This is a genomic window from Chryseobacterium nepalense, assembly GCF_023195755.1.
GTDB lineage: Bacteria > Bacteroidota > Bacteroidia > Flavobacteriales > Weeksellaceae > Chryseobacterium > Chryseobacterium nepalense.
Genome location: NZ_CP096203.1, coordinates 238,815 through 252,166 on the forward strand (window position 1 = coordinate 238,815; position 13,352 = coordinate 252,166).

Annotated in this window: 13 protein-coding genes; 8 read left to right on the plus strand and 5 right to left on the minus strand. The window is 36.7% G+C overall.

Translation table 11 applies throughout. From position 1 onward, the window contains the following. Window positions 1-69: 69 nt before the first annotated feature. The 6 genes from M0D58_RS00935 (at window position 70) to M0D58_RS00960 (ending at window position 7,804) form a co-directional block, all read left to right on the plus strand. Window positions 70-2,376, plus strand: a complete 2,307-nt coding sequence (locus M0D58_RS00935; protein WP_248392822.1) for a hypothetical protein — start codon at window positions 70-72, stop codon at window positions 2,374-2,376. Further along, window positions 2,373-3,113 carry an acyltransferase gene (locus M0D58_RS00940; protein WP_248392823.1) on the plus strand — a complete coding sequence of 247 codons (741 nt, stop codon included), beginning with the start codon at window positions 2,373-2,375 and terminating at the stop codon, window positions 3,111-3,113. Before M0D58_RS00935 ends, M0D58_RS00940 begins: the two co-directional genes overlap by 4 nt. Next, window positions 3,061-4,293: a glycosyltransferase family 4 protein gene (locus M0D58_RS00945; RefSeq protein WP_248392825.1), complete on the plus strand. Its 1,233-nt coding sequence runs from the start codon at window positions 3,061-3,063 to the stop codon at window positions 4,291-4,293. The genes M0D58_RS00940 and M0D58_RS00945 overlap by 53 nt, the downstream gene beginning before the upstream one ends. A 1-nt stretch (window position 4,294) precedes the next feature. Next, window positions 4,295-5,368 carry a glycosyltransferase family 4 protein gene (locus M0D58_RS00950; protein WP_248392827.1) on the plus strand — a complete coding sequence of 358 codons (1,074 nt, stop codon included), beginning with the start codon at window positions 4,295-4,297 and terminating at the stop codon, window positions 5,366-5,368. A gap of 128 nt (window positions 5,369-5,496) precedes the next feature. Continuing rightward, a complete protein-coding gene (locus M0D58_RS00955; protein ID WP_248392829.1) occupies window positions 5,497-6,717 on the plus strand; it encodes a DUF1972 domain-containing protein in 1,221 nt (406 codons plus the stop codon). Between the two features lie 13 nt (window positions 6,718-6,730). Further along, the gene (locus M0D58_RS00960) at window positions 6,731-7,804 is read left to right on the plus strand and encodes a glycosyltransferase family 4 protein (protein WP_248392831.1); all 1,074 of its coding nucleotides are present in this window, start codon (window positions 6,731-6,733) and stop codon (window positions 7,802-7,804) included. Window positions 7,805-7,907: 103 nt separating this feature from the next. Here the strand turns inward: M0D58_RS00960 and M0D58_RS00965 are convergent, their stop codons facing one another. After that, window positions 7,908-8,129: a hypothetical protein gene (locus M0D58_RS00965; protein ID WP_248392832.1), complete on the minus strand. Its 222-nt coding sequence runs from the start codon at window positions 8,127-8,129 to the stop codon at window positions 7,908-7,910. Window positions 8,130-8,203: 74 nt separating this feature from the next. Further along, a complete protein-coding gene (locus M0D58_RS00970) occupies window positions 8,204-9,049 on the minus strand; it encodes a transporter (RefSeq protein ID WP_248392833.1) in 846 nt (281 codons plus the stop codon). A gap of 173 nt (window positions 9,050-9,222) precedes the next feature. On the opposite strand from M0D58_RS00970, the gene M0D58_RS00975 reads away from it, so the two are divergent. Next, window positions 9,223-9,918, plus strand: coding sequence for a DUF1826 domain-containing protein (locus M0D58_RS00975; RefSeq protein ID WP_248392835.1), 696 nt, complete (start codon window positions 9,223-9,225; stop codon window positions 9,916-9,918). A 90-nt stretch (window positions 9,919-10,008) separates the two neighbouring features. Here the strand turns inward: M0D58_RS00975 and M0D58_RS00980 are convergent, their stop codons facing one another. The 3 genes from M0D58_RS00980 to M0D58_RS00990 form a co-directional block, all read right to left on the minus strand. Continuing rightward, on the minus strand, window positions 10,009-10,530 hold the full coding sequence (locus tag M0D58_RS00980) for a DUF1440 domain-containing protein (RefSeq protein WP_248392836.1): 522 nt from the start codon (window positions 10,528-10,530) through the stop codon (window positions 10,009-10,011). 89 nt (window positions 10,531-10,619) lie between these two features. Then, a complete protein-coding gene (locus M0D58_RS00985; protein ID WP_248392837.1) occupies window positions 10,620-11,300 on the minus strand; it encodes a type 1 glutamine amidotransferase domain-containing protein in 681 nt (226 codons plus the stop codon). Between the two features lie 222 nt (window positions 11,301-11,522). Beyond that, on the minus strand, window positions 11,523-12,146 hold the full coding sequence (locus M0D58_RS00990; RefSeq protein ID WP_248392838.1) for an RNA polymerase sigma factor: 624 nt from the start codon (window positions 12,144-12,146) through the stop codon (window positions 11,523-11,525). 234 nt (window positions 12,147-12,380) lie between these two features. On the opposite strand from M0D58_RS00990, the gene M0D58_RS00995 reads away from it, so the two are divergent. Then, the gene (locus tag M0D58_RS00995; protein ID WP_248392839.1) at window positions 12,381-13,325 is read left to right on the plus strand and encodes a FecR family protein; all 945 of its coding nucleotides are present in this window, start codon (window positions 12,381-12,383) and stop codon (window positions 13,323-13,325) included. Window positions 13,326-13,352 lie beyond the last annotated feature (27 nt).

Genomic DNA, 13,352 nt, shown 5'->3' on the forward strand with positions numbered 1-13,352 from the left:
AATTATTGATAATCAAATAATTATATTTTTGGCAGCGTATTTATATCTCTTTGTATAAAAGCAAGAATTATGAAGACTTTATTTAAAAATACAGGATATAAATTATACACCACAGAACAGCCTGAAAGTTTTAAAATATCTTTTTCTTACATCAGAAACACAGACGGTTCTTTACGCTGGTTTTGGAATTCAAAATCAAAAAAACCATTGTTTTTAAAATTTTATAATGCTTCTTCTTTTAAAGCAAAATTATATGCAATTGCTGTAAAACTGGTATTTGAACTTGGTCTGCAAAATCTGATCTTCGAAAAAGAAATCTTATACTATAAAGTTGAGGGAAATCCTATTTTCAATATCAAATCAGACTGGGCCATGTTCACCGGAACACCCGGACCTAATAATAAGGCTCTGTTGTATACAGCGGGGAGTTTTTATAAAATTGCCTGTACGGAAACAGCAAAAGACCTGTTGATCAATGAATTTGCCAACATGCGCTTTGCTTCCGCCAGCCGGTTATATACTGTTCCGAAAACGGTCTTACACAACGGCAATATTCTACAGACCGATGATATATCAAAAAAAGGCAAGCGAAGCAATACCTTTGGAAGAATTCATGCTAAAACAGTGCAGGGTATTACACAGAAATATCAGCGGTGTTGTTCAATATCAGAATGGGGGTATTTTCAGATGCTGAAAAAAGAAATCAATACATTAAGCGATGAAAGAATACCGTCGAATCTGCTAAGGAAGCTGAATTCCCTATTGGAAAAAGTAGATGAAACCGAACGTATCAGCCTTTCTTTTTCTCACGGTGATTTCACTCCATGGAATTGTTTTCTTCACCATAATACGCTGTCGGTTTACGATTGGGAACTGGCTTCCTGCGAAAAGCCTAAAGGATTCGATTTCTTTCATTTCATTATTCAGAAAGGAATTTTAATTGATAAAAGACCTTGGAAATCTATCCTAGACGAAATTAGACATAAAAACAGGCTTACTTTTCATTTTAATGAAGATGAATTGTATCATCACCTGAAATTTTATCTTTTAATCAACATATCAGTTTACCTTAAAATATATTCGGAACAAAAGGAATGGCATCTTCAGATTCATTGGCTGCTGAAGACCTGGACAGAAGCGCTGAACCATTTTGCAAAAGAAATATATACGGAAAGGGAGCTGTTGATCATGGATATTTTTGACAGTCTTCACACGATTCCTTATGCAGCGTTGAAATTTCACGATAAGAAACCTGAAAAGCTGAGCCTTAATTCTGACATTGATATTCTGATGTCTTCGCAAAATGCAGAAGGATTAATTCGTTTTCTGAAAAGGAACAGTCTTGCAGAACGTGTGGTAGTTTCAAAAAAATCATATATGTACAGGGTCAGGATTATTACAAATGACAAGCAGATTCTTCATCTTGACCTGATCCTGAAAATCCAGTGGAAAGGTTTTGAATTTATGAATGTGAATAAAGTCATCAAGCACTCCGTTTCAAATGAATATGGTGTTAAAACAGCCTGCGACAGTGATACCGCCAAATACCTGCATTACTTCTATACTCTTAACGGCAGTGAGATACCGGAATATTACAGAGATTTTACTGAAAAAAATATTTCAGAAAATAAGCTTGTAAAAATAACGGACCATATTAATCAGCTGAAAATGAATACAAAACGAAGAATATCCTTTTTAAAAGACACATTCATATATATCAAAGACACATTCTCAGAAAAAGGATTTGTTATGACCTTCAGCGGTGTTGACGGTGCCGGAAAATCAACAGTCATTTCGGAAATTTCGAATCTTATCGAAAAACGGTACCGCAGACCGGTGAAAATTTTAAGGCACAGACCTTCTTTACTACCGATTTTAAGCGTCTGGATAAAAGGGAAAGAAAAAGCGCATCTCGATGTAGTCAGTTCATTGCCAAGACAAGGCAGCAATAGCAACACATTTTCGTCTTTTGCAAGGTTCTGTTATTATTATACGGATTACATCATCGGGCAGTTTATTATTTATCTGAAATATGTTTTGCGCGGTAAGGTTGTTCTGTATGACCGGTATTATTTTGATTTTATGGCCGATGCCCGAAGGAGTAATATTAAACTTCCCAAATCAATTGCCGAAAGCGGATATTTTTTCTTAATGAAACCGAAGTTCAACTTCTTCCTGTATGCATCACCAGAGAAGATTCTCAGCAGAAAAGAAGAACTTTCTTATCAGTCGATCTCCTATCTCAATGCAGAATACAATAAACTGTTCTCGAAACTGGGAAAGCATAATAACAGTGCAAAATACATTGCAATTGAGAATAATGATCTGAATGACACTTTAGATATCATCATGAACAGCATTATCACAGCAAAATGAAAATATTGATTGAGAAAATTGTAAAAATGAGAAACCCGGATTTCACGGTAGACCCCGGTTTGAATTCCGGTGCGGTTATGCAGATGATCTGGATTCAGGCGTGCAGTATGCTCCGCGGATTAAGCGTTCTTTTATTTCTTAAAAATCCAAAAGGAATGTTATTGGGAAAACGGGTAGGTTTTTTTAACCTTTCCAAAATAAAATGGGGACAGTTTTTAAGATTGGGGAATGACGTCTATGTTTCCGCACTGGGAAAGAAAGGAGTGGAGTTTGGCAATAATGTTTCCATCGGGGCTTTCAGCCGGATTATTCTATCCACTTCCATGAACAATATCGGAGAACAGATCAAAATAGGAAATAATGTCGGTATCGGAGAATTTGCCTATCTCGGTGGTGCAGGAGGATTGGAAATTGGTGATGACTGCATTGCAGGACAATACTTAAGCTGTCACCCGGAAAATCATAATTATGAAAATCCTGATGTTTTCATCCGCCTTCAGGGGGTAAGCCGGAAAGGAATTAAAATAGGAAGAAACTGCTGGATCGGAAGCAAAGTTACCATTCTGGACGGTGTGAAAATAGGGGAAGGAAGCATTCTGGCAGCAGGAAGCGTTATCACAAAATCATTCCCCGCAAACAGTATCATCGCAGGAGTTCCTGCAAAACTAATAAAAACAAGAAATTATGAAAACGAATCAGACTATATTGGCGAGTTGCTATGCCGTAAATCCATATAAAGGATCCGAAGATGCAATGGGCTGGAATTTTGTATGCCAGATTGCGAGATTCCGGAAAGTAATTGCGATTACCCGGGAAAACAACAGGGCAAATATAGAAAAATACATTTCAGAACACCCGGACGGTGTGCACAGAAATATCACCTTCCTTTATTTTGACCTTCCTTACTGGATGAGGTTCTGGAAAAAAGGCAGCAGAGGAGCATTGCTGTACTATTACCTATGGCAAAAAGGCATCGTTTCTTTCATCAAAAAACAGAAACTGGATTTTGATATCACCCACAATATAAATTTCCATAATGACTGGACCCCGAGTTTTCTCTGGAAACTCCGTAAACCAATGGTTTGGGGTCCGGTAGGGCATCACCCGCTGATTCCGGGTCAGTACTTAAATATGTATTCGAAAACACATTTTATAAAAGACAGGCTTACGTGGATGGTTAAGAATTTTTTCTGGAAATTTTCGTCTTCATTACAAAATACCATCAGACATTCCGGACATATCTGGTGTATGAATACCAGTGTTCCGCAGAAACTGAATCTCGCTGAAAGTTCCTATTCTCTGTGTCCTTCAGTTGCAACGGAAGATTTTAAGAAACACGAGGAAATCAGCCCTAAATCAGGATTTACGGTAATAAGTGTGGGAAGGTTTGTCCCTCTAAAAGGTTTTGATTTAACGATACGCTCATTTATAGAATTTATTAATCAGCTTCCGGAAAAAAAACAGTCCGAATGCAAACTCATCCTTGTAGGAGCAGGAGAACAGAAAGCGCTCTACGAAAGCCTGATTGAACGCAGCGGAATGAATGATTTCATTGAAATTAAAGAATGGGTAGAGCGTAAAGAACTTATGAAACTGTATGACAGTGCTTCGGTATTTCTTTTTCCTTCCCACGAAGGTGCCGGAATGGTAGTGCCTGAAGCGCTCTGTTTCGGTTTGCCGGTGATCTGCCTGCAAAATGAAGGTCCCGGAGAATTTATCAATCATTCCTGTGGTATTGCCGTTCCGAAGCAGAGTTATAAAAAAACATTGGAAGAATTGAGTCTTGCTTTGATAAGAGTGTATTTAGATGAGCCTCTCAGAAAAAAATTAAGCCTGGGAGCCAGAAAACAATATGTTGAAAAGTTTTCATGGGAGAAGAGGGGAGAGCACCTGGATGAAATTTATAGCAAAATGTGATATGAACAGAATTGTAGCCATACATTTATTAAACGACTATAGCGGAAGCCCGAAGGTATTAATGCAGCTTCTAAAAACCTGGACAGGAAAAAATATAGAAGTTCACTTATTTACTTCCGGCGGGAGTACAGGCTTTTTATCAGATTTGCCTAAAGTAGCCCGCCATCTGATTTGGTACCGGTTTTCTCAGAACCCACTGATAAAAATCTGTAACTTTTTTATCAGTCAGCTTTTTCTTACGATTAAGCTTCTGTTATTCCTGAAAAGGGAAGATATTATCTACATTAATACCGTGCTTCCTTTTGGAGCAGCTATTGCGGGAAAATTACGGGGCTGCAGAATAATTTATCATATCCATGAAACTTCCGTAAAACCTAGAATTTTTAAAGATTTTCTGTTCGGAATCGCAAGATTAACGGCTTCAAAAGGGGTTTTTGTTTCAGATTATCTGATGAAAAAAGAACCGATTGTTCAAAATCAGGTACTTCTCTATAATGTTCTGGAGCGCGAATTTGCCGAAAAGGCAGATCAATCCCATGGTATTTACGGTAAAGAACCTATTATTTTAATGATCTGCTCTTTAAAGTCTTACAAAGGGGTAGATGAATTTGTAAAACTTGCAGAAATAAACAGTACGTATCTTTTTAAACTGGTGCTGAATGCTTCGCAGAAGGAGATCGATATTTATTTTAAAGGAAAAACTTTACCGGATCATCTTAAAATTTATCCAACCCAGACTGATACCCATTCTTTTTACCGGGAAGCAAGCATTATTGTTAACCTTTCCCGACCGGATGAATGGGTAGAAACTTTCGGATTAACGATTCTGGAAGGAATGCGCTACCGGCTTCCTGCAATAGTCCCGCCGGTGGGAGGAATCACAGAACTGGTAAACGAAAATAAAAACGGTTTTCTTATTAATTCTGCAGACGTATATGAGCTGTCCGGCAAAATCCATTATCTAATGTGTAATGAAGAAATTTACAAATCTTTCAGCGAATCGGCATATCAAAAAAGCCTGATGTTTTCAGAAGATTATTTTGAAGAAACCTGTGTGCAGATGATTTCCATTTAACGGTTGTTTTTCCGGAATTTGGAATGATGGTCATTTAATTTTTAATTTAAATATTTGAAAATCAGTTATTTGTAATTTAATTTGAATTTGGAATATCAATAGTATAGCTTTTATAAAAATATAATCGTATGAAAACTAAAGTAGCTATTATCGGAACTGTCGGACTTCCTGCCCGATACGGCGGATTTGAAACCCTTACAGAACATCTTGTAGAAGAACTTTCTGATACTTATGATTTTACGGTGTACTGTTCATCAAAAAAATACAGCAGTGAAGAAAGAAAAGAAAGCTGGAAAGGTAGCAGACTTAAATACATTCCTCTTGATGCAAACGGAATTCAGAGCATATTCTACGACAGCTGGTCTATCCTGCATGCATTGCGTGGCAGTGATGTGTTGCTCATTCTCGGAGTTGCGGGGGCGTGGCTTCTGCCTTTTGTAAGAATGTTCACCAATAAAAAAATAATTATTTCTATTGACGGAATCGAATGGAAGAGAGATAAATGGCCGCTGGCTGCAAAACTATATTTGTGGTTTGCAGAAAATCTGGCCGTAAAATATTCCCATATTGATATTTCAGATAACGAGTCAATTCAGGATTATACGTCTTTACGGTATGAAACCATCAGCAGGGTTATTGAATATGGTGCAGATCATACGAGAGTAAATGCTGCTCCCTCAGAACAGGATTTTGTGACCTATCCTTTTTTATCAAAGCCATATGCGGTAAAAGTATGCCGGATAGAGCCCGAAAATAATGTTTTAACGATTTTAAAAGTTTTTAGTGAAAATCCTGAACATCATCTTGTGGTAGTCGGTAATTGGGAAAACAGTCATTATGGAAAAGATCTGAAGCAAAAATTTTCTGTTTTTGAGAATATCAGTCTTCTTGATCCTATTTATGACCAGCATACATTAGATATGATCCGCGGGAATGCTTTTCTGTACATTCACGGGCATTCGGCAGGAGGAACCAATCCTTCTCTGGTAGAAGCGATGTTTTTGGGGCTGCCTGTTATCTGCTATGGCGTTTCTTATAACAGAACGACAACAGGCGACCAGGCCTTCTATTTTTCTGATGAGAAAGAGCTGGAAAACCTCCTTAAGACCCTTACGCAGGATGATATTAAGAAATGCGCTTTGAGAATGAAAAAAATTGCGGAAAATAAATATGTATGGAATACTGTCGCCGAAAAGTACAGCCAGGTTATTCAGGAGAGTTTTTCGGTTACAGCAAAGAAAAATGTCTATCCTGAAATTTCAAGGCTGGATAAAAAAATGCTTGAAAAATATAATATCAGTCATCTGCAGAATATACAGTTATTTAACAATGCTAAAAGCAGGATTTAAAAAATAAACCATTATGAAAAATTTTACAGAACTTACCGTGTATGGGCTTCTTGCTTTTACCCTGTCGATCTGCATCATTCCGCTGATGACGATGGTTGCCCAAAAATTTAAATTAGTTGATGTTCCTAACGCCCGGAAGGTGCATCAGAAAGCCATTCCGCTTATTGGTGGCTTAGCGATAGGTATTATCGTGGCATTGCTTGGCGGATTAACCAGCATGAAGGATGTAGAGGAAATCTTACCGATAATCATTACTTCTTATATAATGCTTCTGGTGGGGACTATGGATGATAAAACAGATATCAAGGCAATCTATAAGTTAGGAATTCAGATTTGTATAAGTATTATTATTGCTTCTTCAGGAATAAGAATTACCTCTTTATACGGACTTTTCGGAATCTATGAAATTGACGTGCTTGCTCAATATATAATTACGGTGCTGGTGATTGCAGCTGCAGTGAATGCCTTTAACCTTATTGATGGTATAGACGGACTGGCAGGAAGCGTTGCCGGAATTGGCTTCATTTTGCTTTTAGCGATTGCCGTTATCGAAAAAAATTACGGTTTGATGAAACTGGTGATGTTATTTATAGGAGGTATTGCTGCTTTTCTCAGATATAATTTTTCAAAAAAGAATAAAGTTTTCCTGGGAAATTCGGGATCACTATTCTTAGGATATTTTCTGGTGTCAATAGGAATTTATATATCAAAATTTGATCATCCGGCGTCCGGTTTCCCTCATGGATTATTTTTCCTGTTATTTGTGTTTACCATCCCGATGATCGACTCCGTGAGAGTATATGCAGACCGGGTATTGCAGGGTAAATCACCTTTTAACGCAGATAAATCCCATATTCATCATTACCTTCTGCAGCTGGGAATATCACATAAAAAAATTACAGTACTTTTTGTGGTGATGAATATTTCCATATTTGCTGCACAATACATCTTTCTGAAAAGCTTTTCCATATATACCTTTCTGGTATCATTGATTGCTTTTGTGGCCATTTTTAAATGCATTAAAGTTCTTAATTTCTTTACCATATGGAAAACTAAAGTAAAAGAACTGGAAAATAATGCACAATGATGATTCTGGGGTCTGATTAATAATTTTTGTTTAGCTAAAGTTGTTTTTCATGTATAATTAGTTTTTGAAAATGCTCCGGAATTTTTCGGAGCATTTATTCATTTTAAAAGTTAACCCTGATATCTGCAGGTTTTTTCATTCTTATGGTAATCTTTAAAGGATCATCTGTGATCTGATAATCTGCATCTTCATAGATTTCATCATCTTTTCTTTCCTGTACTTTGATTTCATCAAATCCGATCTCTGCCTTGGAGATCTCGATCACGAAATCATTTGTATTTTCATCCTCTTTAAAATGTTCTTTTTTAAAATCAATAAACTGCATAATATTTTGTATTTGGTTTGTTTTACAGATGGAGCAAATTGTATGCAAATACGATCTTCATTAGGTTTTTAAATTTAATGAAGATAAGAAAAGCCGATAAAATAATGTTTTTCCGAATGGTGCTGTAATCCATAATTAAGCCCGGCGTCGATTTTAAAATTTTTCATCACTTCCATCTGAAGGGCAGCATTAATGTAGTTTGAAAATTCATGTGCTTTAAAATCGTAAGTATAATAAGTTTCTGCGATTCCGTCAAGGTTTTTGGTCAGCGGATGACTTATGGTAAGAGTCTGCAAAAGTTCGGTATGCATTTCGGGAAGGTCCTGGTCTTTCAGTCGGTCCACTTCTACCTGAAAACCTAAATTCCAGTCTCCTGCAAATTTATAAAGCATAGGTACGATCAACCCGTATTCAAACCTGCTTTCGTCATCATATTGTGAAGAAGGAATTTTAGCATACGGCAGTACTGCCATTACAAAATTGCCTTTATCGTTTCCTGTAATATTCTGTTTTATCCGTAAAGTAATATCGCCAAAACCATGCGTTTTAGAAATATCCCCGGAGCTTTTTTCAGTTTCTTTCTGTATGCCGTAACTCTGAAAACCGACCTGTACAGCGGTTGATCCGGTAATTCCGATTTTTATATTACCCTGATTGATTAGTAAGGTTCTTGTTTTCGTAAGATCAGATTCTTCTCTTGTTAATCGTATGGCATCTGTTTCATATTGAATATGCCCGGCATCCACTGTGTAAGGTGATTCTGTGACATCCGGACGGTCCGTTTCCATTTCCCGCATCATTGATTTCGGAACGGGATTAAATAATGTATATTTTTTTTCATGTTCTTCCTGTGCGCTGCAGCTGAAAGAAATTAAAAAAGCCGATAAAACCAATAAGGAGAAACTGTAATGATGAGTCATTGTTTTTTTTAATGACTATTGCAAATTGTATACTAATTTTCATCATAAAACTTATATGTGGTATTTAAAATTAAATTTATCTGCCGGCATAATAGCCAATCAAGAAATTCCATCTTGTAAATTGTTTTCAAAGCAATTACTTTTGCATAGGCTGAATGCAAACTTTTTATTCTATGAATACATTTCCAGAACATCATCATATAGGCTTGGTTTTCTCATTTCCGGAATTGGTAAAAACACAATTTCGGGGAAATGTGAATGCTGTTTGCTGGGAAAGAAATCTGGAAGGTGATTTTCAGGAAATTGTATCAAAACTTAAACTGAAAGAGAATATTACAGAAGTTTTTATAGATGATCTTTTGGCACTTGATCTGTCTGAAAAAGGGAATACAGCAAGAGAAACCATCATAAAGGATATGCAGATGCTGTCGGATTTTGGAGCAGCACCGTGCCTTAATTTATTGAAAAAATATGAGCGTGATGATGAATTTGATTTTATATCCACCGATGTTTATTCCTATCATGCAGACCGCTCCCCAATAGAGACTTCTACTTTTTTATGTACATACTACGGAGCAGCAAGCGAACTTATCCCGAATGATCAATGCACGCAGAAAATTCTCATTCCTGAAATAAGAGAATCCCTTAAAAAATTGTACGAAGGCTCCGATGAAGAGTTTGAAAATTTTCTGAAAGACAACTTTTTTGACCTTCATTATGCGGCAAATGAAGATGCGAAACCGGTTAATTTAGGAAAGGGTAACCTATGGAGACTTGCAGTAGATCATCCCGGACAAAATGTTTTGCCCTGCATTCATCGGGCCCCGCAGGAAAATCCGGAAGAATACCGTCTTCTGTTAATTTGTTAGTAGGCACTACTTTGTAATTTTATACTTTTGTTTCAGAATTCCTTTTTATTTGACGGAACAACATATTAAAACGTTGGGATTAAATTGATATTAAAAAAGTTTGTCAATCACTTTTCTCGTCTGCTCCATCGCCACGCCAAATACTAGATGTGACCCGAATTCCCATACCCACCAGGATGTTGGCATTTCGGAAACTTTTCCCTGTAGATTAAGAGCCGGAACGGTAGAACCGTGGGTTAATGCCCAAACCGCTGTTCCTGCTGCAATACCTTCGCTTGCTGTGAATTTTTTTCTTTTATCTGTCAGAAAAACATAGCTTACTCCAATCAATGCTCCTAAGGTATAATGGATAATTTTCATGGATTTCATTGTGCTATTATATGAAAGTTCTTTTCCTGTTATCTCAGAATATACTTTTTTAGCCAAAACCGCCGGCGGCATATTTTCCGCCTGATGGGTTACATCTGCACCACGCAACTTCAGTTCATCTTCTTTGGGCGGAAATTTTTTTTCTCCTATTTTCTGAAGTGGTGGTTCTGCAAGAGATTTGACATAAGAAGCAATCAGTCCTACAGCAACTCCCTTTATTAATATTTTTGTAATGGTATTCATTTTTATAATGTAAGTTTGTTTATTTGGGCAGATTTTCGGGCGGCCGTTGAAAACGGCCGCCCGAAAATCTTATATTCAAAAAAACTAAATTATTTCTTCAGAACAGACATTAATTTTTCTGCAACACCTTCTGAAGAAGCCGGGTTTTGTCCGGTAATCAGTAATCCGTCCTGCACAACATGTACGCCCCAGTCGTCTGTTCTGGTATAGTGTCCGCCTGATTTTTTGAGTTCATCTTCAACAAGGAAAGGCACAATCTCTGTAAGCTGAACAGCCTCCTCTTCACTATTTGAAAAACCGGTAACATTTTTATCTTTAACAAAAGGATTACCGTTTTCGAGAACGATATCTTTAAAAACTCCAGGAGCATGACAAACCGCTGCTACTGGCTTCTCATTATTGTAAAAATCAAGGATCAATTGCTGAGAATCTTTGTCAAAAGCAAGATCCCAAAGCGGACCGTGGCCTCCCGGATAAAAAACAGCATCAAAATCAGCTGCTTTCTGATCACTCAGTTTTTTGGTATTGGCAATGATATTTTTTACTTCTTCATCCTGATAATAACGTTTTGTTGCAGTGGTCTGCGCATCAGGATCTTCACTTTTCGGATCAATAGGAGCCTGTCCGCCTTTTGGGGTTGCTACGGTAATATCAAATCCCGCATCTTTCAGTAGATAATAAGGTGCTGCAAATTCTTCTACCCAGAATCCTGTTTTTTTTCCTGTATTTCCCAACTCATCATGGGAGGTTACTACGAATAGTATTTTCATTGTATTTATTTTATGGTTGATTTTTTAATAGATTTAGGTTGAAAAGTGTACTGTTTTTCAATAGAATGACAAGTTTTATCAATAGAAAATCCTGCCTTTTCTTAGGCACTTTTCACACCATATTCGGGTACTACTATACAACTTTATTGCCAATCAGGATCAAAATCAAATAAAATGTGGTATGTAATGAATAGATTAAAAAGAAGGAAATATTTCTTTGATCTATTGACTTTTCATCAGAAGCTCGATCATGAGGATAATAGAAATAAATTTCTTAGAAGACTGATATTTGGGATTCAGCTGTTCCCGGATTTCACCCAGCGCATTGCTCAGCTTGTTGCTGACGGTTTTATTGCTCAAGCCTAATGTTTCAGCAGTTTCATCTACCGACATATTTTTGCGAATTCTCATGTCATATACCTTTTGCTCAGTGGCAGGAAGTGTTGAAACAACTTCGTCAATCATTGCAAAAAGATCAGTAATTTCATATTCGTCAAGAATTTCAAAATATTCTGTATCAGTAAGGTGTACAAAATTTTCAGATTCGTCAATGCTTACGGTAGCCCATTCTTTTTTATGGCTGTTGAAATAATCAATCACCCGGTAATGAAGATGCTTCAGGAAATACCCTTTTGCACTTTCGTTTCCGTCGGTCTGGATGCTTTCTGTATCTTCCAGAACTTTTATCCATAGATTCTGAAGTAATTCTTCTGCCAATTCCTTGTCTTTGGTTCGTGCAAAAACAAAACGGTACAAATCATCCCAATACCTTTCATAGAGTATCATAAAAGCCGGCCGGTCGCCTGTTTTTATTTTTTTCAATAAGATGTGATCCGTCTGATTCATTGATGCAAAATTACCTAAACGAAAATTAACTTTTTGTGAACTTTGGGGAATGTAATATTAATTATTTCTGAAAATGAGACATGAATAATGGAACGAATTTTTATAAATGATTAAAAAACACCGCAAATTGTTAACAAGTCGATCCTAATATAAATACAATGTTAAATTCTTGCTGGGGAAGTTTTTCATTTTCGCTGTTTTATAGATGTAACGGCAAACGTTGATCAGGCATTTATGAAAAACCTACAGTATAAAGAAATTCAGGCATTCGTTTTCAGACTTTGGGAAAGGGAGGTTACTGAAGAAAAAATTTCAGAAAAAGAAAAACAACTTTTAGAGCAATGGAAAACCGGTGTGGAAAAAAATCTGGATGAACACTATATGAAAGAATCAAGAGAAAGAGTTCTGTTTTCTTTGGAACCTTATTTTGCATCAAGACATATTTCACATCATTCGAATACGTTTAAAAAACATTTTTTCCGGATAGCGGCTGCAATTATATTGCTTTTTACGGTAGGTGGTTTTTTCATCTATCATTCGTTCTTTAAGGCGGACAAATATTATGCAGAATCTGCCAATAGAAAAATAATACTGGCAGACGGTTCAGTTGTCATATTGCTTCCCGGTTCGCAGCTTACGGTAGAAAAGTCTTTTCCACAGGATACCCGGATTGTTGATCTGAAAGGGAACGCTGTTTTCACGGTGGCAAAATCAAAAAAACATCCGTTCATTGTACATGCTGAAGGTTTCAGTACAAAAGTATTGGGAACTGTTTTTAAAATTACACAAACCGGAAACAGTAAAACAGTAGATCTTTATGAAGGAAAAGTTGCCGTTTCTTACGCGGGTGCTCCGGTCGCTTTTCTGAAGCCTCATCAGAAATGGACGAATTTCGGGATTTCACGCACTGCAGCTGTAATTTCTTATGAAAAAGAAAAAACTACTCATAAAATATTTCCGTCTTTATTATCATTAAGCTTTAATGATGTTATGATGAAGGAAGTAGCGGAAGTTCTTCAGAAAAACTACGGTATCAGTATCATTTACCCTAAAGAATTTGCAGAAAAGAAAATAACCGCCGATTTCACAGGTGGTAGTACTGACGAAAATATTGAAGCACTTGCTTTCATACTTGGACTTGAAGTACAAAAAGAAAAGCAGACCTACATTCTTAAATAATACCAATTAAACTAATAATCAGATCAA

What these genes read in the sequence shown, in the direction of transcription:
- M0D58_RS00985 (WP_248392837.1), bottom strand. Translation starts at nt 11,300, where the DNA reads ATGAAAATACTATTCGTAGTAACCTCCCATGATGAGTTGGGAAATACA.
- M0D58_RS00955 (WP_248392829.1), top strand. Translation starts at nt 5,497, where the DNA reads ATGAAAACTAAAGTAGCTATTATCGGAACTGTCGGACTTCCTGCCCGA.
- M0D58_RS00945 (WP_248392825.1), top strand. Translation starts at nt 3,061, where the DNA reads ATGAAAACGAATCAGACTATATTGGCGAGTTGCTATGCCGTAAATCCA.
- M0D58_RS00940 (WP_248392823.1), top strand. Translation starts at nt 2,373, where the DNA reads ATGAAAATATTGATTGAGAAAATTGTAAAAATGAGAAACCCGGATTTC.
- M0D58_RS00970 (WP_248392833.1), bottom strand. Translation starts at nt 9,049, where the DNA reads ATGACTCATCATTACAGTTTCTCCTTATTGGTTTTATCGGCTTTTTTA.
- M0D58_RS00995 (WP_248392839.1), top strand. Translation starts at nt 12,381, where the DNA reads ATGAAAAACCTACAGTATAAAGAAATTCAGGCATTCGTTTTCAGACTT.
- M0D58_RS00960 (WP_248392831.1), top strand. Translation starts at nt 6,731, where the DNA reads ATGAAAAATTTTACAGAACTTACCGTGTATGGGCTTCTTGCTTTTACC.
- M0D58_RS00935 (WP_248392822.1), top strand. Translation starts at nt 70, where the DNA reads ATGAAGACTTTATTTAAAAATACAGGATATAAATTATACACCACAGAA.
- M0D58_RS00950 (WP_248392827.1), top strand. Translation starts at nt 4,295, where the DNA reads ATGAACAGAATTGTAGCCATACATTTATTAAACGACTATAGCGGAAGC.
- M0D58_RS00980 (WP_248392836.1), bottom strand. Translation starts at nt 10,530, where the DNA reads ATGAATACCATTACAAAAATATTAATAAAGGGAGTTGCTGTAGGACTG.
- M0D58_RS00990 (WP_248392838.1), bottom strand. Translation starts at nt 12,146, where the DNA reads ATGAATCAGACGGATCACATCTTATTGAAAAAAATAAAAACAGGCGAC.
- M0D58_RS00965 (WP_248392832.1), bottom strand. Translation starts at nt 8,129, where the DNA reads ATGCAGTTTATTGATTTTAAAAAAGAACATTTTAAAGAGGATGAAAAT.
- M0D58_RS00975 (WP_248392835.1), top strand. Translation starts at nt 9,223, where the DNA reads ATGAATACATTTCCAGAACATCATCATATAGGCTTGGTTTTCTCATTT.